The sequence below is a fragment of the Nonomuraea sp. NPDC001636 genome (assembly GCF_040298265.1).
Lineage (GTDB): Bacteria > Actinomycetota > Actinomycetes > Streptosporangiales > Streptosporangiaceae > Nonomuraea.
In genome coordinates this window covers 138,621-162,883 of record NZ_JBEOZT010000027.1, presented here as the reverse complement: position 1 = coordinate 162,883, position 24,263 = coordinate 138,621, and the positions used below count along the sequence as shown (strand labels likewise).

Genomic DNA, 24,263 nt, shown 5'->3' with positions numbered 1-24,263 from the left:
CGTCCTCCAGGTCGATCTCCGTCGATGCCTGGATCACAGTACTCATCAGGGGTGTCCTCCATGATCAGGAGTTACACCGTTGTTCTTACAGTCCCAGCTGAGCCCCCGCCGGAGGCATGAAACGGGTGAGGGCTACGAAGGGCTCATTGCGTGCAACCCGTCCCAGGCGGAAGATGCGTGTTCGTGATCAGAGAATCGCAGATCCTGGCCTGTTCCGGGGTGCTGTATCCGCCTGAGGGGTTTCGGCACGTCGGCGTTCAGATATGGCAGGCGAGGCAGTTAGCTGGTGTGCGTAAGCCGCGGATGTGCCTCATCGCGACGGCGGTGGGTGACTCGCGGGAATTTATCGACGGCTGGTGCGCGAGGGCTGCGTCGTTCGGTGACGCGGACTTGTCCCATCTCCAGTTGTTCACGCAGCCGAATGTGAGTGACGTGCGGGCGCATCTCCTCGCCCAGGATGTGATCTTCGTGTCCGGGGGGAGCGTGGTGAATCTGCTGGCGGTGTGGCGGGCGCACCGCCTTGATGAAATCCTTCGGGAGTGCTGGGAGAAGGGCGTCGTGCTGGCCGGTCAGAGCGCGGGTAGCCTGTGCTGGCACATGGGCGGTGTGACCGACTCCTTCGGCGACGGCCTCGATGCTCTCAATGACGGCTTGGGATTCCTGCCGTTCAGCAATGGCGTCCATGACGACTTGGTCGATCAGCCCCGGCGGGCTCGGTTCCGCGTAGCTGTGGGCAACGGGACGCTGCCGGCGGGATACGCCACGGAAGACGGGGTCGCCCTCCGCTACGTGGGCACCAAGCTGCACGAGGTCGTGAGTGTCCTTCCCGACCGGAACGCATGGTTCGTCGAGGCAGACGGCGATGGCGGGTACAGAGAGAAGGCGCTTCCGGCTCGCTGCTGGGTTCCTTGAAAAGTTGCGCCGGCGCTTGCCGCGCCATGCACGAGTGCGCGGCCCGGGCCGCCGGCGGCCGGGACCGGCCCCAGGCCGCATGCCCGGCCGCCGAGCGGCGGAGGGCCGCGAGGCGGCGCGCGCCACGGACCGTCTGCTTTCAGACGGAGCATTCGCCCTGGTCTGGTAGCGGAGACCCGGGTCAGAGGGGGTTTGACGGTGGACGAAGTGAGTCCGTGTGCGGGGACGTTGCTGTCAGCGCTGCTGTCACCACTTCGCCGGCCCCCTGCGAGATCGTCCCGGTCCGTAGAACTATGTCCTCATGTCAGTGACCGAATTCGCCGGTGTGACCAAGGACAAGAATCGTGACATCACTTCCGTGGGAGGGGGAGGGCTGTACGAGTTCTGGACCGAGGAGGGTGCCCACGTCTACCTTCACGACACCAACTTCAGGCGCCTGACTTACAAGCCCGGCAGGCCGCCGACGTTGGAACTGGAGTTCATCTACGTCCCAAAGTGGACTCCACCCGAACTGTCGAAGACACCTGTCGTGGTCTTCCGGTTCGAAGACGTCCGCCTCGTCGAATGGATCGAGGATCAGGAGGGCCACGACTGTGTGGCCACCTCCCCTGATGCCCCGCCGGGGCAGGTCGGGCAGTTCGACTGGGACGGCACCGACATGTTCACCCTGGACACCTTCATACTGCGCTTGATCTTTCACGCGCCGCGAGCAGCGGTGACCGTACATGCGAAGTAAAGCGGGAAGCCATCACGGCCTACCTGTCCGAATCTCGGCCCCCTTCATTACGCGTCAAGCGGAGGGCCGTGGTTGAGAACCTGCGCCGCTGCTCAACCGTGTGACGCCGTACGGAACGATCAAGCTGCGTGAGGCGGCGTTGCTGTACTTCCCTGGTGTGCAGCAGACCGCAGCAACCCCCGTATCCGGTGGCACGCCGACCCGGAGCGCAGGGCCGCCAGGCCCGAGCACCGGAAGCGGCGCGGCAGTAATCGCCCAGTACGGACCATGAGTACCGAAGTCGGCGATCGTCGCGGCCTCAGACCCGGCAGTGGCTGTTGACCAGAGAGTCGCAGGCCCAGCACTTCACTGACGCGTTTCCAACCTGATCGGGCTGATCAGCAGGAGAGAAGCGGGACGGGTTGGCATGAGAAGAGGCTCTCGGCAGCTCGTACGCCCGGGTCTGACCCCATGAAGACCAATAGGCTCCTGGTTGCCAGATGTGCCCGTTGAGCGGTCTCTTGACGGCTCGGATCATGTGTGGAGGGATCTCGGTGATGATGATCAGCCAGCTCGTGATCGCCGGACTGTTGTTACCGAACCTGTCCGTACAGGCACAGCCCCCTCTCCTCCACGTGATGACGTGGAACGTCTGTGCGGGCACCAACGCCGGGTGCGCGCTCTTTCGCCGCTCGAACGCCGAGCTGGCCTGGCACGTGGCAGTGCTGGCGACCGAGGCGGACGTGGTCTTCCTTCAGGAGTTCTGCACGGGCGCCGACGCCGACCTGGAACACGAGCTCGAACGCCGTACCGGCCGGAATTGGAGCGTCCGGTCGGCGGGGCTGATGTATTCGGACGGTTCTCCGTACCAGTGCCTGCCCGACAGAAACGGCAGGCCGCGTGGGGTGCTGAGCGTCACCCTGGCCGTGGCCGGAACGGACACCGGCCTCGTCGTGCACCCGCTGACCTCGCCGCCGTGGGGAGCCCGCAGGTACGCCGTCTGCACGGCCGACCGGGCGTTCTGCACCGCGCACTTCTCGTCGGGATCGAGCTACGACGACAGGCAGAAGGGCAGGCCCTACCGGCACATCCAGTTGCGCGAGCTGTTCAAGCTCGGCCGGGGTGTGATCGGCGGCGACCTCAACCTGGTGCCGCGCGACGCCGCCGCAGCCTACAAGGGCCGCGACGAATGCGACCCGCGCCGGCGCTGGACCTACGTGACCCGCAAGCGGAAGATTGATTACGTGTTCGCCGGCGAGGGCCGCGTACGGAAATGCTTCGTCGATTACGCCCGGAGCACGTGGTCTGATCACGTCCCGCTGCACGCCTGGGTGAGAGCAGGCTCAACGCCGCCTGCACCGCGTTGAGCCGGCCCAGCACGGCCGCCGGACTATCGGCATCCCCGCCGCGATCGTCCCAACCCTTACCGAACCTCTTGCGTCCTACGTAGGTCCCGATGAGGACGCCTTCGTGTTCCTCGGGAAGAACAGCGGGTTCCTGCGCGGGGGCAACTTCCGGCGTGCCGCGAAGTGGGCAGACGCACTCAAGGAGATGGGGCTCATGGGCCTGCACTTCCACGATCTTCGCCACACGGGCAACACGCTGGCCACACAGTCAGGGCGAGCCTGGCCGACCTCAAAGCCCGGATGGGCCACGACAGCGATGGCGCCGCACTCATCTACCAGCATGCGACCAAGGACGCCGACCAACGGATCGCCGACGCTCTCAGCGCGCAAGTGGAGGTGGATATGAGAGATCGCCGCCCTAGCGGCTAATGGCCCGTTAATGGCCCGAACACCCCGTCACAAGATCAGTGGCGGGGTGTCTTCCCTGGTGGAGCCTAGGAGATTCGAACTCCTGACATCCTGCTTGCAAAGCAGGCGCTCTGCCAACTGAGCTAAGGCCCCTTCGACGAAGATAGCTTACCGGGCCGGGGAAGCCACCCGCGTCGTCCCGAGGTCGTCGCTCAGCACCAGGCCCGGGAAGTCCGCGATGGAGTCCAGGATGTGCGTGGCGCCGCCCTTGAGCAACCGTTCCCTGCTGTGCACGCCGGTCATCACCCCCGCCACCACGGAGGCTCCGGCCCGGCGTCCGCAGAGCATGTCGCTCTCCGAGTCGCCGACGACCGCCACGTGCCGTACGTCCGCCACGCCGAGTCGCAGCACGGCGTGCAGGACCATGTCCGGCCAGGGACGGCCGCGGCCGCCCGCGTCCTCCGGGGAGATGGCGAGGTCGATCTTGTCGTGCCAGCCGAGGACGCCGAGCACGCGGCTGAGCGTCGTACGGCTGAAGCCGGTGATCAGGGCGAGCTTGATCCCGGTGCCGCGGAGTTTGTCGAGCATCTCCAGGACGCCGGGCACGGGCTCCAGTCCGGCACGTTCCAGCGCACCCTCGTAGGAGCGCTCGAACGTCAGGTTCGCCGCCTGGGCCTGGGCCTCGTTGCCGGGGAAGATGCCCCGGAAGACATCGATCTTGGGACAGCCCCGGGACCGGTGCACGTGAACCATGGCACGCGCGTACGCTCCGGTCCCGGGCACTATGCCCTGGGTGGCGATCGCCTCGGCGAAGGCGCGCTCGACCATGGCGATGTCACCGACTGTGGTGCCTGCCAGGTCCAGGCACGCCAGCTCGATGGGGACGACGTCACTCATCGCCTCGCCGGTCGGTTAGTTCTCGCTGCCGGTCGCCTCGGTCCAGAGATCGAGCTCGGCGCGGTCGGCCTGCACCTTACGCCAGATCAGCAATCCCCCAAGGGCGATCAGCGCCAGAACGAGCAGCTTCTTCACGGTGTGACCCCACTTCTTCGACGGTCTCACCTGCCGGGGTGAGACCCAACGGTTGACATGCAGCCTAGCAAGGGATGGCTGCGCTCCTTGTGTTGCGCACGAACCTGATGTGCGGCTTGTGCGTAGAACGAGCCTTCAGCTCGGCCTGGATCACCTCTTCGACCCCGGCCTGTCTCCATCCCGTCCTGGGCAACCTGCCAATCACTTCGGACAACATCCCGATCATGCCAAATATCCGGACGTCCCGCGCGCGCGGCATACCCCCATAGGTATGTTACATCCCCCACCGCATGGCCGGAGGCATGGCCGGGTCACGTCTGGCGGAGGCCGGTCCACCGGCGGTTTCCGGGCCGTCTTCCCGGGCACCGCGGTGGTGGCCGTTATGGGTGCGGGACGCTGAGCGCGCAGGCCGTCCGTACGCGAAATCGTGAGCTGGATCTCATGCCCTCCGGAATACCCTAGGGGGGTACCGTGTTAGAGTATTCGGCAGGAACCGGAACCGCGTTGAAGGAGACCGTAATGAGCACCGCCACCTACACCGTCAAGGGCATGACCTGCGGCCACTGCGTGAGCTCGGTGAAGGAGGAGGTCGGCGGCGTGGCCGGCGTCACCGGCGTCGAGGTCGACCTGGCCAGCGGCCGGCTCACCGTGACCAGCGAGAGCCAGGTCGAGGAGTCCCAGATCGCCTCCGCGGTCGAGGAAGCCGGATACGAGCTGGTCGGACAGTCATGAACACGGCCGCCAAACTCGGCTCCTACGCCCTGGGGCTCGCCGTCGTCTTCGGCGGGGCCCTGGGCGTGGGCCGGGCGGTCGGCCCGGTGGCAGAGGACCCGTCGGCACAGAGCCACACTGCCATGACGAAGAGCCAGGAGAGCCAGGAGGGCCACGAGGGCCAAGACGCCCTGAAGGGCCAAGAAGGCCAAGAGGACCACGAAAGCCAGAACAGCGAGAAGAGCCAGGAGCACGGGACGCCGGAGCAGGCGTCCGGTGACACCCCCGGGGGGCTGCAAGTGTCGCAGAACGGATACACCCTCAACCCGCTGACCCCGATCGAGACCGGCAAGGCCACCGACTTCCGCTTCGCGGTGACCGGCCCGGACGGCCGCCCGGTCACCGCCTACCAGGTGGAACACGACAAGAAGCTGCACTTCATCGTGGTCTCCCGCGACCTGACGACCTTCCTCCACCTGCATCCGGAGATGACCCCCGACGGCATCTGGTCGGTCGGGCTGACGCTCCCGGCGGCGGGCGCGTACCGGGCGTTCGCCGACTTCGCCCCTACCGGCGGCGAGAAGCTGACGCTCGGCGCCGACCTGCAGGCCGCCGGCGACTACCGGCCGAAGCCGCTGCCCGAGGCGAGCCGCTCCTCGAAGGTCGGTGACTACACTGTGAGCCTCGACGGAGACCTGGTCCCCGGGCGGGCGAGCAAGCTCACCCTCTCGGTCAGCAAAGACGGCGAGCCGGTCACCGACCTGCAGCCCTACCTGGGCGCGTACGGCCACCTGGTCGCCCTCCGCGCCGGTGACCTGGCCTACCTGCACGTGCACCCCGAGCAGAGCGAGAAGGCCGGTCCGCAGATCACCTTCTACGCCGAGGTGCCGAGCATCGGCGACTACCGGCTGTTCCTCGACTTCAAGCACGGGGACGAGGTTCGTACCGCGGACTTCACCGTGCGCGCCACGCAGGGCGACGCGACCGCCGCGGAACCGTCGGCCCCCCACGGCCACTGAACACCGGGATATCGAGAAAGGAGAGGTGATGTCTTCCCTCACCGAGGAAAAGGCCGTCGAGCTCGCGATCGGCGGAATGACGTGCGCGTCCTGCGCCAACCGCATCGAGCGCAAGCTGAACAAGCTTGAGGGCGTGACCGCGACGGTCAACTACGCGACGGAGAAGGCGAAGGTCACCTTTCCCGACGGGCTCGACCCCCAGACGCTGATCAGCGAGGTCGAGAAGGCCGGGTACACCGCCGCGCTCCCCGTCGCCAAGAAGCAGGAGGAGGAGCAGGCCGAGCCCGCCGACGAGCTGCGTCCGCTGCGCGACCGGCTGATCGCCGCCGTCACGCTGAGCGTGCCGGTGATCGCGATGGCGATGGTCCCGGCGCTGCAGTTCACGAACTGGCAGTGGTTGTCGCTGGTGCTGGCCGCGCCGGTCGTGGTCTACGCGGGCTGGCCCTTCCACAGGGCCGCCTGGACGAACCTGCGCCACGGCGCCGCCACCATGGACACGCTGATCTCCATCGGCACGCTGGCCGCGCTCGGCTGGTCGTTGTGGGCGCTGTTCTTCGGCACGGCGGGCACGCCGGGCATGACGCACCCGTTCGAGCTGACCATCGAGCGCACCGACGGCTCGGGCAACATCTACCTGGAGGCCGCGGCGGGAGTGACCGCGTTCATCCTGGCCGGACGCTACTTCGAGTCGCGTTCCAAGCGGCGGGCGGGGGCCGCGCTGCGGGCCCTGATGGAGCTGGGCGCCAAGGACGTCGAGCTGGCCGACGGGCGGCGGGTGCCGGTCGAGCAGCTCAAGGCGGGCGACACGTTCGTCGTGCGGCCGGGTGAGAAGATCGCGACCGACGGCGTGATCGAGGAGGGCACCTCCGCGGTCGACGCCTCGATGCTGACCGGCGAGTCCGTGCCCGTCGAGGTGCGGCCGGGCGACACTGTCACCGGCGCGACCGTGAACGCGGGCGGCCGGCTGGTGGTGCGGGCCACCCGGGTCGGGGCCGACACGCAGCTCGCCCAGATGGCCAAGCTGGTCGAGGAGGCCCAGACGGGCAAGGCCGAGGTGCAGCGGCTGGCCGACCGCGTGTCGGGCATCTTCGTCCCGATCGTGATCGCGCTGGCGGTGGGCACGCTGGGCTTTTGGCTCGGCACCGGCAACGGCGCGGGGGCCGCGTTCACCGCGGCGGTGGCCGTGCTGATCATCGCCTGCCCGTGCGCGCTCGGCCTGGCCACCCCGACGGCGCTGCTGGTCGGCACCGGACGGGGTGCGCAGCTCGGCATCCTGATCAAGGGGCCGGAGGTGCTGGAGTCCACCCGCCGCATCGACACCATCGTCCTGGACAAGACCGGCACGGTCACCGAGGGCAGGATGACGCTGGTCGGCGTGCACCTGGCCGAGGGCGAGAGCCGCGAGGAGGTGCTGCGGCTGGCCGGCGCCATCGAGCACGCCTCCGAGCACCCGATCGCCCAGGCCATCGCCAGGGAGGCGAAGTCCGATGCGACCGTGGAGGACTTCGCCAACGTCGAGGGTCTCGGCGTGCAGGGCATCGTGGACGGGCACGCGGTCCTGGTCGGCCGGCCCAGGCTGCTGGCCGAGTGGTCGCAGCACCTGCCCGCCGACCTGGCGGCCACCCTTGAGGAGGAGCAGGCCAAGGGCCGCACGGTGGTCGCGGCCGGCTGGGACGGCAAGGCCAGGGCGCTGCTGGTGGTGTCGGACGTGGTCAAGGAGACCAGCGCGGAGGCCATCGCCAGGCTGCGCACGCTGGGCCTCACCCCGGTGCTGCTGACCGGCGACAACGAGGCAGTCGCCCGGCAGGTCGCGGACGAGGTCGGCATCGACGAGGTGATCGCCGAGGTGCTGCCCGCCGACAAGGTGGACGTGGTCAAGCGGCTGCAGTCGGAGGGCAAGGTCGTGGCGATGGTCGGCGACGGCGTCAACGACGCGGCCGCGCTCGCCCAGGCCGACCTGGGCCTGGCCATGGGCACCGGCACGGACGCGGCCATCGAGGCGTCCGACCTCACCCTGGTCAGGGGCGACCTGCTGGTGGCCGCCGACGCGATCAGGCTCTCCCGCCGGACGCTCGGCACGATCAAGGGCAACCTGTTCTGGGCGTTCGCCTACAACGTGGCCGCCCTGCCGCTGGCCGCGCTCGGCCTGCTCAACCCGATGATCGCGGGGGCCGCGATGGCCTTCTCCAGCGTGTTCGTGGTCAGCAACAGCCTGCGGCTACGCCGCTTCAAATGACCGCCGCTTCAAATGACCGCCGGTTCAGGTGACCGCCGGTTCGAGTGATCGCTGAGCCCATCTGACGGCCGGTGCCATCGCGGCGCCGGCCGTCATGAACGCCAGCCCCAGCAGCAACCAGCCCACGGTCCCGCCGTCGAGCACGAGCGTGGTGAGCACGGCCGGGCCGAGCATCCTGGCCACCGCCGTGCCGGTGCCGAAGAAGCCCTGGTACTGGCCCTGCCGGTCGTCGGGGGCCAGACCGAAGCCGATCTCCCAGGCCCCCGCGGCCAGCAGCATCTCCCCCGCGACCTGCAGACAGCCCGCCGCGATGAGGAAGACCCAGCCGTACGGGCTGAGGGCGAACACCGCGCACGCGGCGAACAGCACGACGCCCGCCCGGCGGACGGCCGTGGACGCGTCCCGCAGGTCGCGCACCCGGCGGGCCACGCGTACCTGGAAGAGCAGCACGCTGCCGGTGTTGAGCACGAGCAGCACCGCGACCATCCAGGCGGGCCCGGACGTGCGCTGCGCGATCCACAGCGGCACCACGAGGCTGAGCAGCGGCATGTAGAAGAGCATCACCGCGTTGATCACCGTCACCAGCGCGTACGGCCGGTCCCTGAGCACGGCCAGCCGCGGCCCCGGCGCGGCCGGCGCGGGCCGCACGGCGGGCAGCCTGAGCAGGACCAGCGCGGCCACCAGGAAGCTCAGGGCGTCGAGCGTGAACACCGCGACGTATCCGGCCCGGGTGCCGACGGCCAGCGCGACGCCGCCCAGCGCCGCCCCGACGGCCATGCCGCCGTTGAGCGTGGACTGCAGCACCGCCCGCACGACCGTGCGGCGGGCCGGCTCGACCAGCCCGGCCAGCAGGGCCTGCCGGGCCGCCGACAGGCCGGTCTGCGCGGTCCCGTAGAGGCAGGCGACCAGCAGGAACAGCGCGAACGACCGGACGAACACGAACGAGCCGGCCGCGACCGCGGTCGTGAGCGCGAGCAGCACCGCCACGCCGCGCGGCCCCCGCCGGTCGGCCAGGTGCCCGAGCGGCACCCCCGCCACCGAGCCGACCGCCCAGCCCAGCGTGAGGCCGAGGCCGATCTCGGTGGCCGACAGCCCCACGACGTCGGCGAAGTAGAGCGCCGAGGTGACGAGGTACGCGCCGTCGCCGATGGAGTTGGCGAGCTGCGCGGCGGCGAGCACGCGCTGGGTTTTCATGACTTGTACGACTCCGGGGTCATCCGGGTGGCGACGCCCATCCTGTTCCAGGCGTTGATGGTGGCCACGGCCACGGTGAGCGCGGCCATCTGCTGCTCGTCGAAGTGCGCGGCGGCCTGCGCCCAGACCTCGTCGGTGACGTCGTCGGTGGACAGGCGGGTGGCGGCCTCGGTGAAGGCCAGGGCGGCGCGTTCCTGCGGGGTGAAGAAGGGGGCCTCGCGCCAGACGGCCACGGCGTGCAGCCTGGCGTCGCTCTCCCCTGCCTGCTTGGCGTCGGAGCTGTGCATGTCCACGCAGTAGACGCAGCCGTTGATCTGGCTGGCGCGCAGCCGTACGAGTTCGAGGAGGGGCTTGGGGAGGGTGCTCTGGGCCACGAACCGGTCCAGGCCGGCCATCGCCTTGTACGCTTCGCCGGCGAACTTCCCGAGTTCCATGCGTTCGGTCATATGCCCATCTTGGCCGTACTCTTGTCCCGACATAAGCTCCAATTTCCGCCAAGTTGATTGGGCCAAGTTGGACGTTCACATCAGCCTTCAGGGGCGCGGTGACCTGGCCGCACAGGTCTACCGGCAGCTGCTCGACGCCATACTCGACGGACGCCTGCGCTCCGGCGAGCGGCTGCCCCCCACCAGGGAGCTGGCCGGCCGGCTGGAGATCTCCAGGAACACGGTGGCGGTGGCCTACGACCGGCTGGTGGCCGACGGCTTCCTGGTGGGCCGGGCGGGGGCGGGCACGTTCGTGTCGGCCGAGCCGGTGCGCGGCCGGGCCGCGCCCAAGGGGGTGGTCAGGCCGCGGGCGTTCTGGCGGGAGCTCGGGGAGACCGTCGAGGTGCCGCCCGCCCGGTACGACTTCCGCGTCGGTGTGCCGGACGCGCGGCTGTTCCCGATGGAGACCTGGCGCAGGCTGGTGGCCAGGGAGCTGCGGGTGGGGCTGGCGACGTACGAGCCTTCGTCCGGCTACAAGCCGCTACGTGAGGCTATTTCGCGTCATATCGGGATCAGTCGGTCGGTGCACGCGGGGCCCGACGACGTCCTGATCACCAACGGCGCCCAGCAGGCCCTCGACCTTATCGGCCGCGTCCTCATCGAGCCCGGCACGACCGTCGCCGTCGAGGAGCCCGGCTACCCGCCCGCCCGCCGGCTGTTCAGCTCGCTCGGCGCCCGCGTGATCGGCGTGCCCGTGGACGCCGAGGGCCTGGACGTGGCGGCCATCCCCCGCTCGGCGAGCCTGGTCTACGTCACGCCCTCGCACCAGTTCCCGCTGGGCACGCCCATGTCGCTGGCCCGTCGCGCCGCCCTGCTCGCCTGGGCCGAACGCCGCGCCGCCGTGGTGATCGAGGACGACTACGACAGCGAGTTCCGCTTCGGCGAACGCCCGCTCGAACCCCTGCAGAGCCTCGACCGGTCGGGCCGGGTGATCTATGTGGGCTCGTTCTCGAAGACCCTGCTGCCCATGCTCAGGCTCGGCTTCCTCGTCGCCCCCGCCTCACTCGGCCCGGCTCTGTGCGCCGCGCGGCAGCTGTCCGACTGGCACGGCGACATGCCCACGCAGGCCGCCCTGGCCCGGTTCATCGACGAGGGCCTGCTGGCCAGGCACATCAGGAAGGCGACCCGCGAGTACGCCGCCCGGCACGAGCTGGTCACCGCGGCACTGGCCGGGGACGAGCGGCTGCGCCTGATCCCGTCCGCCGCGGGCCTGCACGTGTGCGCCCGCCTGGCCCCCGGCGTGTCCCTGGGCCCTGTGCCGGACCTGGCCGTCGAGCAGCTCGACGCCTACTGCGGCGAGACCCCGGCGCAGCCGGGCCTGGTGCTCGGCTACGGCGCGATCGGGCCGCGCGACATCGGCCCCGGCCTGCGCCTGCTCACCGACAACCTCAGGACGGCAACGCCCGGTCAGTAGTTGCGCCGGCTCCAGAACCGCCACGCCCGGTCAGTAGTTGCGCCGGCTCCAGAACCGCCGCGCCCGGTCCCCCGTCAGCTCCGGGTCGTCCGGCGGCGAGGGCTGCTGCACGATGACGACGGTCGTCTTGGCGTGCCGGGCGCAGTACATGCTGGTGGAGGGCAGCAGGATCCGGCTCAGCAGCCGCCGCCGCCCCCGGCCGAGCACCAGCAGGTCGCCCTCGCGGGCCAGATCGACGAGGTGGTAGCCGGGGTCGCCGACCTTGCTGAGCGTCGCCACGCGCAGGTCGTCGGGCACGCCCCCGGCGACGTCCTCGAACACGCCCGCGATCACCTCCGCGCAGCGGGACTCCTCGCCCTGCCGGATCGCGTGCTGCACGGGCAGCGCCTCGGGAAAGGGATGGACGGGCGCACGACTGACGTGAACGGCCACCAGAGCCATCCGGTGCAGCCTGGCCGCGCCGATGGCCCAGGCGAGTGCCCAACGCGAGGCCGGGGACTCGTCCACCCCCACGATCAGCCTCACACCGCCAGGCAGATCCTGTTCCACGGTGCCTCCTGGAAATGAAGTACGACCATAGTGCGCCAACCGGCCAGTTACCGGGAGGTGGCACTTTGCGAACTCTGGAGTCCCCCGCGAGCCCGGGCGTAGCATGCGGGGGTGGAACGAGGGTGGGTGCAACCCCGTCCCGCCCTCGACCGGCGGCTCGACGGGGCGCTTACGCACAGGCTCACCACGCTCGTGGCCTCTACAGGCTACGGGAAGTCGATCGCGCTCGCCGGTTGGAGCCACGCCGTGGGCGGCGTCCTGCACCTGCTCGGGCCCGCCGACCGCGACCTGCCGACGCTGGCGGGCTCGGTGGCGTCGGCGCTGGCCGAGGCCGTGCCGAGGTTGCCCGCCGACCTGCTGGCCGCGGCCGGGGCGCCGCTCGGGCCCGACGCCGACGAGCTGTCCAGGGCCGCCGCGCTGGCGGGCGCGCTGGCCGAGGCACTGGCCCGGCGGCTGACCAGGGGTCTGGCGCTGGTCTTCGACGGCGTCGACGCGATCATCGGCGCGCCCGGCTCGGTGCGTTACGTCGAGACGCTGGTCCGCGCCGCGCCCCGGCACCTGCATCTGGTCACCGCCTCGCGGGCGCCGCTGCCGTTCCCGACGGCCCGGCTGCGCCAGGACCACGAGGTGCTCGACCTCGACGCCACCGACCTCGCGCTCACCGCGTCCGAGACCGGCGCCTGGGCCAGAGAGCGGCTGGGCGAGCAGGGGGCGGGCATCGCCGCCAGGCTGCACGAGGCGTGCGCGGGCTGGCCGGCCGCCGTCCAGGCCGCCCTCGACGCGCTGGCCCGCGAGGAGCCGGCGAGCTGGCCGCGCACCGCGGCGAGCCTGGCCGCCAACTCGGCCACGCTCGAACACCTGACGCTCGCCGCGTTCAAGGACCTGCCGGCGGGCATGCGGGAGCTGCTGCGCGCGGCGACCGTCCTGCCGGTGCTGACGTCCGGCCTGGCCGCCACGCTCGGCGCGCCGCCCGACACGCTCGCGGCCCTGACCAGCCGCGGCCTGTTCATCGAGGCCGACCAGGACGGCCACCGGCTGACCTCGACCAGCAGGCACGTCCTGGCCAGGCACGCCCCGCTCGACCGGCACGAGGCCCACGACGTGGCCGCCGTCGCCGCCCGCTGGTACGTCGAGCACGACCAGCCCGAGCTGGCCCTGCGTGCCGCCGTCGCGACCGCCCACCCCGATCTCGCCGCGTCGCTGCTCAACTCCCACGGCCCCCGCCTGGCCGAGCGCGGCGACGTGATCGCGGCCCTCGACCTGCTGCCCGAGCAGGCCAGAGGCGCGCCGCCGATGCTCAGGCTGGCCGGCATCGCCGAGCAGAACCGCGGCCACTGGACCCGCGCCCGCGACCTGCTGGCCCGCGTCGCCGACGGCCCCGCCTTCGACGCGTTCGTGGCCAGGCGGCTCGGCTTCATCGACCACCTGCGCGGCGACCTCGACGCCGCCATGACGATGTACGCCAAGGGGCACGCCTACGGCTCGCCGCCCGCCGACGCCGCCATGTGCGCCGCCTCCATGGCCTCGGTGCTGTGGCTGAAGGGCGACCGGGCGGGCTGCGCCGAGCTGGCCGACCGGGCGCTGGAGCAGGCCGGCGGCCTCGGCGACCCCGGCGCGCTGGCGATGGCCAACACGGTCCTGGCCATGCTGGCCGCCCTCGACGGCGACCGCCGCGCCAACGACGCCTACTACCTGCGCGCCCTGGAGTACGCCGAACGCGCCGGCGACGTCGTCCAGCTCATCAGGATCCGGGCCAACCGGGCCTCCCGCCATCTGGACGAGGGCGCCTACACCGAGGCGCTGGCCGAGACGGAGGCCGCGAGCAGGCTGTGCGACCTGGTGTCGTTCGCGCCGTACGCCGCGCTCAACGTGGCCAACCGGGCCAAGGCGCTGGTCGGGCTCGGCCGGCTGGAGGAGTCGGCGATCGACGCGGCCGACGCGGTGGCCAGGTGGGAGGCGATGGGATCGCGGCTGGTCAGCGTCGGGCTGGTCCGGCTGGGCGAGATCCACGCGCTGCGCGGCGACCGCGGGCAGGCGGCCGCCGTCTACCGCCGGGTGATCGCCGAGACCGAGCCGCTGGGCGAGGTGCAGACCCGCTCGAACGCGCTCAACGCGCTGGCCGAGCTGCTGGCCGAGGACGATCCCGAGGAGGCGGCCCAGGTGGCCGGGCAGGCGCTGGCGTACGCCGGCGGCATCGCCGGGGTCTCCGCGCGGGTGGCCGCGGCGCACGTGGCCCTGGCCGCCGGCCGTCGCGAGGAGGCCGCCCGGCTGGTCGGCGAGACCGAGCCGATCGCCGTGGAGCGCAGGGACCACGCGGCCCAGGCCGTGCTGCACGAGCTGCGGGCCCGGCTCGACGGCGATCCCGCGCAGGCCGACGAGGCGGTGCGCAGGTGGGCGGCGCTCGGCGACCCGATCGGGCGGGCCAGGGCCGAGCTGGTGCGGGCGGCCCTGTCCGACCCGGTGAGCGGGGGTGAGGTGGCCGTACGGGTGCGCGAGCGGATGCACGCGATCGGCTGCCGGGCGCTGGACGACCGGATCGACGAGCTGATCGCCCGCGCGGCGCCCGCGCCGGGGGCGGCGGTGGTGATCGAGACCATGGGAACGTTCCGGGTGCTGCGCGGCGCGGTGCCGGTCCCGCGTACGGCCTGGCAGTCGCGCAAGGCCCGCGACCTGCTGAAGATCCTGGTCAGCCGCCGAGGCGGCGCGATCAGCAGGGAACGGCTGGTGGAGATCCTGTGGCCCGAGCAGCGCGACGACGCGGTCGGGTTGCGGCGGCTCAACGTCATGGTCTCCACGCTGCGCGCGGTGCTCGACCCGGCCCACGAGCGGCCCGCCGACGACGTCGTGGTCTCCGAGGAGGGCGCGCTGCGCCTGGACCTGGCGCACGCCGACGTCGACGTGGAGCGCTTCCTCGACCTGACCGCCGGCGCCGTACGGCTGGAGCAGGCCGGCCGCGCCGCCGAGGCACTGGAGCGGTGGACGGCGGCCGAGAGCGCGTACGGCGGCGAGTTCTGCGAGGAGGACCCCTACGCCGACTGGGCGGTGGGCCTGCGCGAACAGGCGCGGCTGGCCTACGTGCAGGCGGCCGCCCGGCTGGCCACGGCGCGCACCCGCGAGCGGCGCTACGACGAGGCCGCCCGCTACTGGCTGCGCCTGCTGGAGCGCGACGGCTACGACGAGCGCGCCCACCTGGGCCTGGTGCGCGTGCTCGACCTGGCGGGCCGGCGCGGCGACGCCCGCAGGCGCTACCACCTCTACGCCGAGCGCATGCGGGAGCTGGAGGTCGAGCCCGCGCCCTACCCCACCTGAACCAGACCTGAACCGTCCCGGGTGATGGTGATCAGATGAGGACGGTCATCGTACGGCTGGTCGAGCCCGAGCAATCCGGCGGCCAGCTCCGCGGGCTGCTCGAAGAGGTGGGGGGCGAGCCGGTGCCGTTCAGCGGCGCCGACGCCGTGATCACCCTGTTGCTGAACGCGGCCGGCCTGAACCGCGATCCGGCCTGAACCTCGCGCGAACCTCGGCTCGCCACCATCTGTGGTGAGAGGAGGCACGATGAGCGAGCAGCTGGGGAGTGGATGGCCGTTCGTCGGGCGAGGGGGATCGATCGCGACCGTGCGCGCGGCGCTGCGGTCGGGAGCGGGCGCGATGATCGCCGGTGAGGCGGGCGTCGGCAAGAGTAGGCTGGCCGCGCAGGCGCTGGCCGGGCTCGACGGGTACGAGGTCGTGCGCGTGCTGGGCACGGAGACCGCGTCGATGATCCCGTTCGGGGCGTTCGCCCATGTGTTGACGGGGCCGCCGCAGAGTGGCGAGAACCTGCTGCGCTGGGCCGCGCGGCACCTGCGCAGGGGAGAGGGAGAGCTGCTGGTGAGCGTGGACGACGCCCACCGGCTGGACGCGGCGTCGGCGGCGCTGGTGCACTACCTGGCCGCCGGCGGGGAGGCCAGGGTGCTGGTCACGGTGCGTACGGGCGGCCCGCTGCCCGCGCCGGTGGCCGCGCTGTGGAAGGACGAGCTGCTGACCAGGGTCGAGCTGCCGCCGCTCGGCCGCGACGAGGTCGGCCAGGTGCTGGCGGGCGCGCTCGGCGGCGAGGTGGCGGAGGGGACCGTACGGCATCTGGCGGCCGTCACCGGCGGGAACGTGCTCTACCTGCGCGAGGTCGTCCATGCCGGGCGCACGTCCGGCTGCCTGGCCGAGAGCGGCGGCGAGTGGCGCTGGCGGGGCGAGCTGTCGATGACGACCCGGCTGCGCGAGCTGGTCGGCGCCCGGATCGGCCACCTGGACCAGGACGAGCGGGAGGTGCTGGAGCTGGTGGCGTACGGCGAGCCGGTGGACGCGGAGCTGCTGGTCGCGCTGACCTCGCCGCGCGCGGTGGAGCGGGTCGAGGCCCGCGGCCTGGTCACGGTCGCCGGCGACGGCAGGCGCGAGCAGGTACGCCTCGGCCACCCCCTGTACGGCGAGGTGGTCCGCGGCGACTGCGGCACCCTGCGGGCCAGGCGGCGGCTGCGGACGCTGGCCGAGGCCCTGGAGGCAGGCGGCCTGCGGCGGCGCGAGGACGAGCTGCGGGCGGCCGTCTGGCGGCTGGACAGCGGGTCGGCCGCCGCGCCGGAGCTGTTGTTGTCGGCCGCGGGCCTGGCCTGGGCCAGGCGTGACCCCAGGCTGGCCGCCCGGCTGGCCAGGGCCGCGATCGAGGCGGGCGCGGGCGTGGCGGCGGTCGCGCTGCTCGGCCAGGTGCTGATGGTGCTGGGCGACCAGGACGCGGCGCTGACGGCGCTGCGGCAGGCGGCCAGGAACGCCGTCACCGAGGGCGAGCGCGCCCAGCACGCCTTCAGCCTGGGCATGAACCTCGCCTGGGCGGGCGCGGACGCCGAGGCGTGCCGGGTGCTCGACCTGGCCGCCGGGTCCCTGACCGATCCGGCCTGGCGGCAGGAGGCGCACGTCTACCGGGGCGTCGCCGACTTCTTCGCCGGCCGGCTGGCCGGGGCCGCGGACGCCCTGGCGCGGGCGCGCGCGTGCGAGCCGGCGACCGTGCGCGGCGCGGCGCACGCGGCCGCGCTGGAGTCCTGGACCGCCGCCTACTCCGGACGTGCGGAGAGCGCGCTCGCCGTGGCCGGGCGGGCCCTCGCGGGCCGGGACGGCTGGGACGACGACGCCCCGCACGCGCTGCCGACGCTGCTGGACGCGCGCTGCGCCGCCCTGGTGTTCTCCGGCCGCCTGGACGCGGCGGCGCGGACGGCCGCGGAAGGCATGGAGACGGCCGCGGCCGAGCTGTCGGTGTCGGGGTTCGGGGCGTACCGGGCGATGGTCGGCAGGCTGCGCGGCGACGCGGCCGGCGCGGCCCGCTGGGCCAGGCAGGACGCGGCCCGGCTGCCTCCCGGGACGCCGTACCGGGGGCGCTGCCTGGCCGAGCTGGCCCACGCGCGGGCGCTGATGGGGGAGACGGCGGCGGCGCGGGCCGCGCTGGCCGAGGCCGAGGGGCCGGCCTCGCGGTGGGCGTTCACCCGGCAGCCGGTGTTGCAGGCCGCGGTCTGGGTGACGGCCTCGGCGGGCGACCTGGACCAGGCGGTGAGCCTGTGCCTGACGGCCGCCGGGCTGGCCGAGCGGCACGAGCAGTCCGGGCACCTGATGTTCGCGCTGCACGACCTGGTGCGGCTGGGCGCGCCCGCCCTGGCGGCCCGGCGGCTGGCCGCGCTCGCCGAACGGGTGGACGGGCCCCTCGCCGGGCTGTTCGCCCGGCACGCGCGGGCCGTCGGCGACCCGGCCGAGCTGCGGGACGTCGCCGCCGAGTTCGAACGGCTCGGCCTGATCCTGTACGCCGCCGAGGCCCTCGCCCAGGAGTCGGCGGCCCACCGCAGGGACGGCCGGGGCACGCTGGCCAAGGGGGCGCAGACCAGGGCGTGGGCGCTGGCCAGGCGGTGCCCGGGGGTCTCCACGCCCGCGCTGGTCGAGCTGGCCACGCCGGAGCTCACGCCACGCCAGCGGGAGATCGTCAAGCTGGCGGCGGCCGGGCTGACGAACCGGCAGATCGCCGACCGGCTGACGCTGTCCACCCGGACGGCGGCCAACCATCTGCAGGCGGCCTACGAGAAGCTGGGGGTCAACGACCGCACGCAGGTGGGCCGCCTGCTGGCGGCGCTTTAAATAAGGCTCAGGAGGCCGTCGTACAGGGCCTGGCGGTCGTCGTCCGTCATGGCCCGGTACGGGTCGGCGGCCCGCCGGTTCGTCTCGGCCTCGATCGCGGCCCGGACGGGACCGTCCTTCAGCGCGACGATCCCGTCCGCGGTCAGCCCGGCCGCGCGCCAGGACTCGGCGTGCGCGTCGGCCCGGTGGTAGCGCAGCGCGGCGAGCCGGTTGAACAGCAGCAGGCCGGCGGGGGCGGCGTCCGGCTCGTACGGCGGCGCCATCACCTCCAGGGCGCCGCCCGGCACGCGTACCGCCCGGTCGAGCACCCCGCCGACCGACACGGCGAGAGCGGCCACGTCGTGGCCCGCCCAGACGCGGCCGGCCGCCTCGGCGTGCGCGGCGTACAGGGCGTCCACGAACGCCCGTCCCGTGGAGGTGAGCCGCAACGCCCCGCCGGCGTCCCGTTCGAGCGTGCCCTCGCGCAGGTGGACGCCGACGCTTTCGGTGACGTCGCCGTACCGGTGGACGGCGGCGAGCGCGGCCGTGGTCACCGGGCGCAGGGGGAGCACGAAGCGCAGGTCGTTGAGGAGGCCGCTGGTCAGGCCGGAGCGCTCGGTCAGGTCCAGGACGGCTCTGCGGGCGGCGGCGTGCACGTCGACGTGGGCCGCGTCGATGACGGGGGCGATCGCCGCGGCAAACTCCCCCAACCCCTGAAATTTCGGCATTGAGCGTCATTATGGCGCTCAATCCGTAGCTCATCAGCAGGAAACCGTAATCGCCTGGCTCCAGGGTGAGGTCAACCGTCCGGCGTCCGCCGGTGTTCTTCCACCGCCCGGTTCCTCCCTCCCTTGGAGTCCCTGATGTCCCTCCGTCCTCGCTGGGCGGCCCTGCCCGTGGTGCTGGTCGCGGTGTTCATGACCACGCTCGACTTCTTCGTCGCGAACGTGGCCGTGCCCTCGATCCGCGCCGACCTGGGAGCGGGCGACGCGGCGAGCCAGTTCGTGGTCGCCGGGTACGGGCTGGCGTACGCGGCGGGGCTGATCGTCTCGGGGCGGCTCGGCGACCTGTACGGGCCGCGCCGCCTCTTCGCCGCCGGGCTGGCCCTGTTCACGCTCGCCTCGGCGGCCTGCGGCGGCGCGCCGGACGCCGCCGCGCTCGTGCTCGCCCGGGTGGCGCAGGGCGTCGCGGCGGCGCTGCTCGCGCCGCAGGTCCTGACCCTGATCGGGACACTGTTCCCGGGCGCGGGCCGGGCCAGGGCGTTCGGCTGGTACGGCACGGTGGTGGGCCTGGCCGGGATGAGCGGCCAGGTCGTGGGCGGGCTGGTGGTGGCGGCCGATCCCCTCGGGCTCGGCTGGCGGGCGTGCTTCCTGGTCAACGTGCCGATCGGCCTGGCGGCGCTGGCGCTGACCGGGCGGCTGGTCCCCCGCGTCGCCGGGGCCGGGTCGCGTGCGGGGCTCGACGTGCCGGGGGCGGCGCTGGTCGCGGCGGGGCTGGCCGGCGTCGTGCTGCCGCTGGTCCAGGGCCGCGAGGAGGGCTGGCCGCAGTGGACGTGGCCGTGCCTGGGCGGCGCGGCGCTCATGCTGGCGGCGTTCGTCCGGCGGCAGCGGCGGCTGGCGGCGACCGGCCGGGAACCGCTGCTGGACCTGGCGGTGTTTGGCGAGAAGGGGTTCACGGCCGGGCTGGCGGCGGTCGCGCTGCTGTTCGGCACCTCCGCGGGCCTGTCGTTCGTGCTCGCCCTCAACCTCCAGGACGGCCTCGGCCTCGGCCCCCTGGCCGCCGGGGCGGTGTGCACCGCGCTGAACGCCGGCTTCTTCCTGGCCTCGCCGCGCTCGGCCCGGGTCCCGCGCCCGGCCGGCCCGCTGGCGCTGCTGCTCGGGCTCGGGCTGCTCCTCCAGGCGGGGGAGTCGCCGTACCTGGTGGCGGGCGCGCTGCTGGTGGTGGGCGCGGGGATGGGGCTGGTCATGTCGCCGCTGCTGTCGTCGGTGCTCGCGTCCGTACGCCGGGAGCGGGCGGGCGCGGCGGCCGGGGTGCTGGGGACCGTCCAGGAGACCGGCGGGGTGCTCGGCGGGACGATCACCGGCGCGGTGTTCTTCGGCTCCCTGGACGCCGGCTGGCCCGCGGCCACCAGGGCGGCCCTGCTCGTGCTCATCGTGGGCGCGCTGGGCGTCCTGGCCCATTCGGTACGCCGCCCGCGCCGCCCCCGCCGCCCCGAGCCGTGCCCGGCGATGTCCCTGGAGCCGAACCGCTGATCGCGGGGCCCGTCCGGGACGTCAGCCGTACCGGCCGGCCGTGGGCGGGCGCAGGGCGGCGGCCAGGTCGCCGGCCAGGCGCGGCAGCTCGTCGGGCCGCAGCGTGGAGACCGTCAGCCGCAGCGCGGGCGGCGTGCGGACGCGGTTGCGGGCACCGGGCGCGGCCGCCCAGCCGAGGGCCAGCAGCCGGGTGACGGCGGTGGTCTCGTCGGCCACCGGGACCCAGACGTTGAGCCCGCTGCGGCCGTGCGCCCGCAGGCCACGCGCGGCCAGCGCGTCGATCAGGCCGTCCCGCCGACCGGCGTACGCGGCGGCCACGGCCGCGGTGTCCACAGCCTGTGCACGCCACAGGTGAGCGACCGCGCGCTGCAGCAGATGGCTGACCCAGCCGGCGGCCAGCCGCTGCCGCCCGCGCAGCCGGTCGAGCGTGACGGGATCGCCGGTGACCAGCGCCAGCCGCAGGTCGGGGCCGAACGCCTTGGCCGTCGAGCGGGTGAGCAACCAGCGGGTGGTCACGCCGGCCAGGGGATGGAGGGGGAGGTCCACCAGGCTCGCGCCGTGGTCGTCCTCGATCAGCACCACGTCGGGACGGCTGGCGAGCAGGGCGCGCAGGTCCGCGGCCCGCCGGGCGGTGACGGCCGCGCCGGTGGGGTTCTGGGCGCGGGCGGTGATCACCACCGCTCGTACGCCCGCCCGCAACGCCCGGTCGAGCTCGTCCGGCAGCGGGCCCTCGTCGTCCAGCCGCATCGGGACCGGCCGCAGCCCGAGGGCGGCGACCAGGTCGAGCAGGGCCGTCCAGCCGGGGTCCTCGACGCCGATCGCGTCGCCGGGACGAAGGTGGGCGTTCAGGACGCGTTCCACCGCGTCGAGGGTGCCGGAGGTGATCGCCAGCGGCGCGGCGGGCACGCCGTCCGCACGCAGACGGGCGGCGGCCAGCGAGAGCAGCTCCTCGTCGTCGCCCGTGCCGTACATGGCCGGACGCTGCTCGTGCGCCCTGGCGGCGGCGGCGAGCGCCTCGTGCAGCGGCGGCAGCAGGGCTGGGTCGGGGTTGCCGTGCGACAGGTCGCGCACGCCCGGCGGCACCTCGATGCGGATCTCCTCGCGGGTCGTGGTGGCCGGGCGCGGCCGGACCCGCGTGCCGCGCCGGCCCGCCGTCTCGACGATCCCGCGCTCCCGCAGCAGCCGGTACGCGGCCGCGGCGGTGTTCGGGCTGACCTCGGCCGTGGCGGCCACCTCGCGCACCGGCGGCAGGTGCGCCCCGGGAGGCAGCAGGCCCGCGGACACCGCGGCCTCGACGCCCGCAGCGATCTCGCTGGCCGTCCCACCGACGATCCTGTATGTTTCTGACACAAAATACATTATGTACTAATACAAAGCTGGGCGGGAGGGTTTCACGTGCTCATTCATCCCTGGGACGCCGCACGGGACGACGACGAGTGGCACACCTGGCTGGCCACCCGCGACTTCGGCCAGCTGGCCGCGAACGGCCCCGACGGCGGCCCGCCCGTCGTCGTCCCCACCCACTTCCTCTTCGACGCCGCCGCCGGGGAGGTGCTGCTCCACCTGGCCAGGCCCAACCCGGTGTGGACGGCGATCGAACGCGACCCGGCGGTCCTGCTGAGCGTGCACGACGACTACGCCTACATCCCCGGCGGCTGGCGGACGGGCGACCCCGAGACCGGCGTGCCCACCAGCTATTACGCCTCCGTCCAGCTCACCTGCCGGGCCGAGGTGGTGGACGACCCCGAGGGCAAGGCCGAGATCCTGCGCCGCCAGCTCGCCCACTTCCAGCCCGACGGCGCGCACGGCGTCGTGGCGGCCGGCGAGGGGCCCTACCACCGGCAGCTGCCCGGCCTGCGCGGGCTGCGGCTGGCGGTGGTGGCGGCACGCGCCAAGTTCAAGTACGACGGCCGCCACCCCGTCGAGACCCGCGAGCGCGTCGCCGGGCTGCTGGCCGAGCGCGGCCTGCCGGGCGACGCCGGAGCCAGGGAGCAGCAGCTCAGGCGGATGGCTGAGCGCTGAGGCAGGTGCGCAACATGCGGATGAGTACCCGCTTCTCCCGGTGGGTGACGGTCAGCCCGTAGTGGTGCTTCACCGTGATCCAGGCCCGCGCGTACGTGCACCAGTACGACCTGCGCGGCGGCCGCCACGTCGCCGGGCTGCTGCCCGCCTTGTCCAGGTTGACCGACTCGCTGACGGCGATGAGCTCGGGCCTGGTGAGATCGTTGGCGAACGCCTGCCGCTGCTCGTCGGTCCAGGCGTTCGCGCCGGAGACCCAGGCGTTGGCCAGCGGCACGAGGTGGTCGACGTCGATCTGCTCCTCGCTGTGCAGGGTCAGGCCGTCGTACTCGCTGAACCAGGTGCCGTGGACGGCCTCGCAGTCGAGGTCGGTCGTCACGGACACGGCGTCACGCCGCAGGACGACCTCCCGCGTGTCGCACGCGCCCTCCGCCTCGGTCCAGGACGGCATGAACCGCTCGTGCGCATACCCCCTCAGCGACCGCGCCTCGGCGACGACCAGCTCCCGCAACTCGCCCCGGGCACGGGCGACCGAGGTCGGCTCGGGCAGGACCAGGGGGAGCAGCAGCAGCGGCCACATGACGGCGATCATGGACCCAGCATTAGCAGCCCACCCCTCGTTGCTCCTAGTATTTGACGACTCACACAGAGCGATGTCGAGGGAGAGGGTCCCACATGCAGTCGCCGGACGGTCCGGGCCGGGAGCAGGTGCTCGACTGGGTCGAGCGGGTGGCGGACTTCGTCTCCGAGGAATGGGGGCTGGCCCCGATCACCGGGCGCGTCCTGGGCTGGCTCATGGTCTGCGACCCGCCCGCGCAGACGGCCTCCGACATCGCCGACGCCATCGGCGCGAGCCGCGCGTCCCTGACGACGACCATGCAGCTCCTGACGTCGATCCGGGTCGTCCACAAGCTGCGCAGGCCGGGGGAGCGCAACGTCTACTACCGGATCGAGGACGACGCCTGGGCGAAGGTCCTGCGCCAGAAGCTGGCCGCGTTCACGGCCTTCGACGCGCTGGCCGAGGAGGGCCTGCGGCTCGGCTGGACGGACGAGGCCCAGACCGCCCGCATCCGCTCCGCGCACGACTCCATCGCGGCCGTCGCCACCGCTCTCGACAGCCTGTGGAAAACCGACGCGCCTGTGGATAACTAGCCGTCGGCGTCCGGGTACTGGAAGACGTCGTCCAGGGGCACCCGGAACACCCGGGCGATCTGAAAGGCCACCTCAAGAGAGGGTGAGTACCGGCCCTGCTCGATGGCGATGACGGTCTGCCGCGTGACGCCGACCCGCTGGGCCAGCTCGGCCTGCGTCATCTCCCCGTGCGCGAACCGCAGAGCCCTGATGGAGTTGGTCACCTTGGTCGGCTTGCCCATGCCTACAGGCCCCTCCGGTAGGCGAGCAGCCGCAGCGGGGTGGCCACCAGAGTGGACAGGACGAGCGCGCCGTAGATGGCGTTGGCGATCCAGAAATGGTCGGCTTCCGCCATGGTCAGGCCAAGGGGGACCACCATGGAGGCGGCCAGGACGACGCCTCCGACATGTTGGGCGGAACGGTTGATTTCCTTGTCTCGCACGTCGCTCTTGTGACTCTCGCTGGGCTTCACGATCTCGACCACGATACGGCCCGCGATCGACAGGACGACGCTGATCCCGATCGCCCACAGCATCGGCGCGACGTAGGGGACGGCACTGAGCGGGCCGTCGCCGGCCCGGCCCAGGATGACGATGACGTAGGCCACGTAGGCGCCGGCCGTCGCCAGGAGATAGACCCAGGCGCCCTTTTCCTCGTACGACATCACAAGCAGGGAAGGTAAAACAATCCAGACATCGTGTCAATGATTTCAGACTTGTC

23 protein-coding genes and 1 tRNA gene are annotated in these 24,263 nt (G+C 72.6%); 13 read left to right on the top strand and 11 right to left on the bottom strand.

From position 1 onward, the window contains the following. Window positions 1–177: 177 nt before the first annotated feature. The 3 genes from ABT158_RS39020 to ABT158_RS39010 all read left to right on the top strand — a co-directional run bounded on the left by ABT158_RS39020 (window position 178) and on the right by ABT158_RS39010 (window position 2,994). Window positions 178–912, top strand: a complete 735-nt coding sequence (locus tag ABT158_RS39020) for a Type 1 glutamine amidotransferase-like domain-containing protein (protein ID WP_352362369.1) — start codon at window positions 178–180, stop codon at window positions 910–912. Between the two features lie 301 nt (window positions 913–1,213). Continuing rightward, window positions 1,214–1,648, top strand: a complete 435-nt coding sequence (locus tag ABT158_RS39015; RefSeq protein ID WP_352362367.1) for a hypothetical protein — start codon at window positions 1,214–1,216, stop codon at window positions 1,646–1,648. A gap of 536 nt (window positions 1,649–2,184) precedes the next feature. Continuing rightward, window positions 2,185–2,994 (top strand): endonuclease/exonuclease/phosphatase family protein, encoded by an 810-nt coding sequence (locus ABT158_RS39010; RefSeq protein ID WP_352362365.1) that lies wholly within the window; start codon window positions 2,185–2,187, stop codon window positions 2,992–2,994. 464 nt (window positions 2,995–3,458) lie between these two features. Here ABT158_RS39010 and ABT158_RS39005 read toward each other — a convergent pair. The 3 genes from ABT158_RS39005 to ABT158_RS38995 all read right to left on the bottom strand — a co-directional run bounded on the left by ABT158_RS39005 (window position 3,459) and on the right by ABT158_RS38995 (window position 4,413). Further along, window positions 3,459–3,534: transfer RNA gene (locus ABT158_RS39005), tRNA-Ala, on the bottom strand. A 15-nt stretch (window positions 3,535–3,549) separates the two neighbouring features. Continuing rightward, window positions 3,550–4,278: an HAD-IA family hydrolase gene (locus ABT158_RS39000; RefSeq protein ID WP_352362363.1), complete on the bottom strand. Its 729-nt coding sequence runs from the start codon at window positions 4,276–4,278 to the stop codon at window positions 3,550–3,552. Window positions 4,279–4,293: 15 nt separating this feature from the next. After that, a complete protein-coding gene (locus ABT158_RS38995; RefSeq protein ID WP_020542320.1) occupies window positions 4,294–4,413 on the bottom strand; it encodes a DLW-39 family protein in 120 nt (39 codons plus the stop codon). Window positions 4,414–4,932: 519 nt separating this feature from the next. Between ABT158_RS38995 and ABT158_RS38990 the strand changes: the two genes are divergently transcribed. The 3 genes from ABT158_RS38990 to ABT158_RS38980 are packed head-to-tail and all read left to right on the top strand — an operon-like array spanning window position 4,933 to window position 8,379. After that, window positions 4,933–5,145 carry a heavy-metal-associated domain-containing protein gene (locus ABT158_RS38990; protein ID WP_352323852.1) on the top strand — a complete coding sequence of 71 codons (213 nt, stop codon included), beginning with the start codon at window positions 4,933–4,935 and terminating at the stop codon, window positions 5,143–5,145. After that, window positions 5,142–6,143 carry a DUF8832 domain-containing protein gene (locus ABT158_RS38985; protein ID WP_352362360.1) on the top strand — a complete coding sequence of 334 codons (1,002 nt, stop codon included), beginning with the start codon at window positions 5,142–5,144 and terminating at the stop codon, window positions 6,141–6,143. The genes ABT158_RS38990 and ABT158_RS38985 overlap by 4 nt, the downstream gene beginning before the upstream one ends. Before the next feature lie 28 nt (window positions 6,144–6,171). Continuing rightward, window positions 6,172–8,379, top strand: a complete 2,208-nt coding sequence (locus tag ABT158_RS38980; RefSeq protein WP_352362358.1) for a heavy metal translocating P-type ATPase — start codon at window positions 6,172–6,174, stop codon at window positions 8,377–8,379. Between the two features lie 24 nt (window positions 8,380–8,403). Here the strand turns inward: ABT158_RS38980 and ABT158_RS38975 are convergent, their stop codons facing one another. Together ABT158_RS38975 and ABT158_RS38970 are read right to left on the bottom strand one after the other, a co-directional pair. Further along, complete coding sequence (locus tag ABT158_RS38975; protein WP_352362356.1) at window positions 8,404–9,573, bottom strand: MFS transporter; 1,170 nt, start codon at window positions 9,571–9,573, stop codon at window positions 8,404–8,406. Continuing rightward, window positions 9,570–10,019, bottom strand: a complete 450-nt coding sequence (locus ABT158_RS38970; protein WP_352328679.1) for a carboxymuconolactone decarboxylase family protein — start codon at window positions 10,017–10,019, stop codon at window positions 9,570–9,572. The genes ABT158_RS38975 and ABT158_RS38970 overlap by 4 nt, the downstream gene beginning before the upstream one ends. Before the next feature lie 67 nt (window positions 10,020–10,086). Between ABT158_RS38970 and pdxR the strand changes: the two genes are divergently transcribed. Further along, window positions 10,087–11,472, top strand: a complete 1,386-nt coding sequence (pdxR, locus tag ABT158_RS38965) for a MocR-like pyridoxine biosynthesis transcription factor PdxR (protein WP_352362354.1) — start codon at window positions 10,087–10,089, stop codon at window positions 11,470–11,472. A gap of 30 nt (window positions 11,473–11,502) precedes the next feature. Here the strand turns inward: pdxR and ABT158_RS38960 are convergent, their stop codons facing one another. Continuing rightward, window positions 11,503–12,021, bottom strand: a complete 519-nt coding sequence (locus ABT158_RS38960; protein WP_352362352.1) for a universal stress protein — start codon at window positions 12,019–12,021, stop codon at window positions 11,503–11,505. A 111-nt stretch (window positions 12,022–12,132) separates the two neighbouring features. On the opposite strand from ABT158_RS38960, the gene ABT158_RS38955 reads away from it, so the two are divergent. From ABT158_RS38955 to ABT158_RS38945, 3 genes are read left to right on the top strand one after another with little or no spacing between them, the layout of a single operon-like run. Next, the gene (locus ABT158_RS38955) at window positions 12,133–15,330 is read left to right on the top strand and encodes an AfsR/SARP family transcriptional regulator (protein WP_352362350.1); all 3,198 of its coding nucleotides are present in this window, start codon (window positions 12,133–12,135) and stop codon (window positions 15,328–15,330) included. Between the two features lie 35 nt (window positions 15,331–15,365). Beyond that, window positions 15,366–15,527: a hypothetical protein gene (locus ABT158_RS38950; RefSeq protein ID WP_185844989.1), complete on the top strand. Its 162-nt coding sequence runs from the start codon at window positions 15,366–15,368 to the stop codon at window positions 15,525–15,527. 49 nt (window positions 15,528–15,576) lie between these two features. Beyond that, window positions 15,577–18,162 carry a LuxR C-terminal-related transcriptional regulator gene (locus ABT158_RS38945; RefSeq protein ID WP_352362347.1) on the top strand — a complete coding sequence of 862 codons (2,586 nt, stop codon included), beginning with the start codon at window positions 15,577–15,579 and terminating at the stop codon, window positions 18,160–18,162. Here the strand turns inward: ABT158_RS38945 and ABT158_RS38940 are convergent. Next, a complete protein-coding gene (locus tag ABT158_RS38940; RefSeq protein ID WP_352362345.1) occupies window positions 18,159–18,851 on the bottom strand; it encodes a hypothetical protein in 693 nt (230 codons plus the stop codon). The two genes, ABT158_RS38945 and ABT158_RS38940, sit on opposite strands and share 4 nt — an antisense overlap. Window positions 18,852–19,004: 153 nt before the next feature. On the opposite strand from ABT158_RS38940, the gene ABT158_RS38935 reads away from it, so the two are divergent. Next, complete coding sequence (locus tag ABT158_RS38935; RefSeq protein WP_352362343.1) at window positions 19,005–20,393, top strand: MFS transporter; 1,389 nt, start codon at window positions 19,005–19,007, stop codon at window positions 20,391–20,393. A gap of 21 nt (window positions 20,394–20,414) precedes the next feature. Here the strand turns inward: ABT158_RS38935 and ABT158_RS38930 are convergent, their stop codons facing one another. Further along, the gene (locus tag ABT158_RS38930) at window positions 20,415–21,752 is read right to left on the bottom strand and encodes an aminotransferase class I/II-fold pyridoxal phosphate-dependent enzyme (RefSeq protein ID WP_352362340.1); all 1,338 of its coding nucleotides are present in this window, start codon (window positions 21,750–21,752) and stop codon (window positions 20,415–20,417) included. A 36-nt stretch (window positions 21,753–21,788) separates the two neighbouring features. Here ABT158_RS38930 and ABT158_RS38925 point away from each other — a divergent pair, with 36 nt between their 5' ends. After that, window positions 21,789–22,415, top strand: coding sequence for an FMN-binding negative transcriptional regulator (locus ABT158_RS38925; protein ID WP_352362338.1), 627 nt, complete (start codon window positions 21,789–21,791; stop codon window positions 22,413–22,415). On the opposite strand, the gene ABT158_RS38920 is transcribed toward ABT158_RS38925, so the two are convergent. Continuing rightward, a complete protein-coding gene (locus ABT158_RS38920; protein WP_352362336.1) occupies window positions 22,393–23,004 on the bottom strand; it encodes an HNH endonuclease family protein in 612 nt (203 codons plus the stop codon). The two genes, ABT158_RS38925 and ABT158_RS38920, sit on opposite strands and share 23 nt — an antisense overlap. An 83-nt stretch (window positions 23,005–23,087) precedes the next feature. Here ABT158_RS38920 and ABT158_RS38915 point away from each other — a divergent pair, with 83 nt between their 5' ends. Continuing rightward, window positions 23,088–23,564: a GbsR/MarR family transcriptional regulator gene (locus tag ABT158_RS38915; RefSeq protein WP_352362334.1), complete on the top strand. Its 477-nt coding sequence runs from the start codon at window positions 23,088–23,090 to the stop codon at window positions 23,562–23,564. On the opposite strand, the gene ABT158_RS38910 is transcribed toward ABT158_RS38915, so the two are convergent. Together ABT158_RS38910 and ABT158_RS38905 are read right to left on the bottom strand one after the other, a co-directional pair. Then, window positions 23,561–23,785 (bottom strand): helix-turn-helix transcriptional regulator, encoded by a 225-nt coding sequence (locus ABT158_RS38910; RefSeq protein WP_352324570.1) that lies wholly within the window; start codon window positions 23,783–23,785, stop codon window positions 23,561–23,563. The two genes, ABT158_RS38915 and ABT158_RS38910, sit on opposite strands and share 4 nt — an antisense overlap. A gap of 2 nt (window positions 23,786–23,787) precedes the next feature. Beyond that, window positions 23,788–24,207 (bottom strand): hypothetical protein, encoded by a 420-nt coding sequence (locus ABT158_RS38905; protein ID WP_352362332.1) that lies wholly within the window; start codon window positions 24,205–24,207, stop codon window positions 23,788–23,790. Window positions 24,208–24,263: the final 56 nt, after the last annotated feature.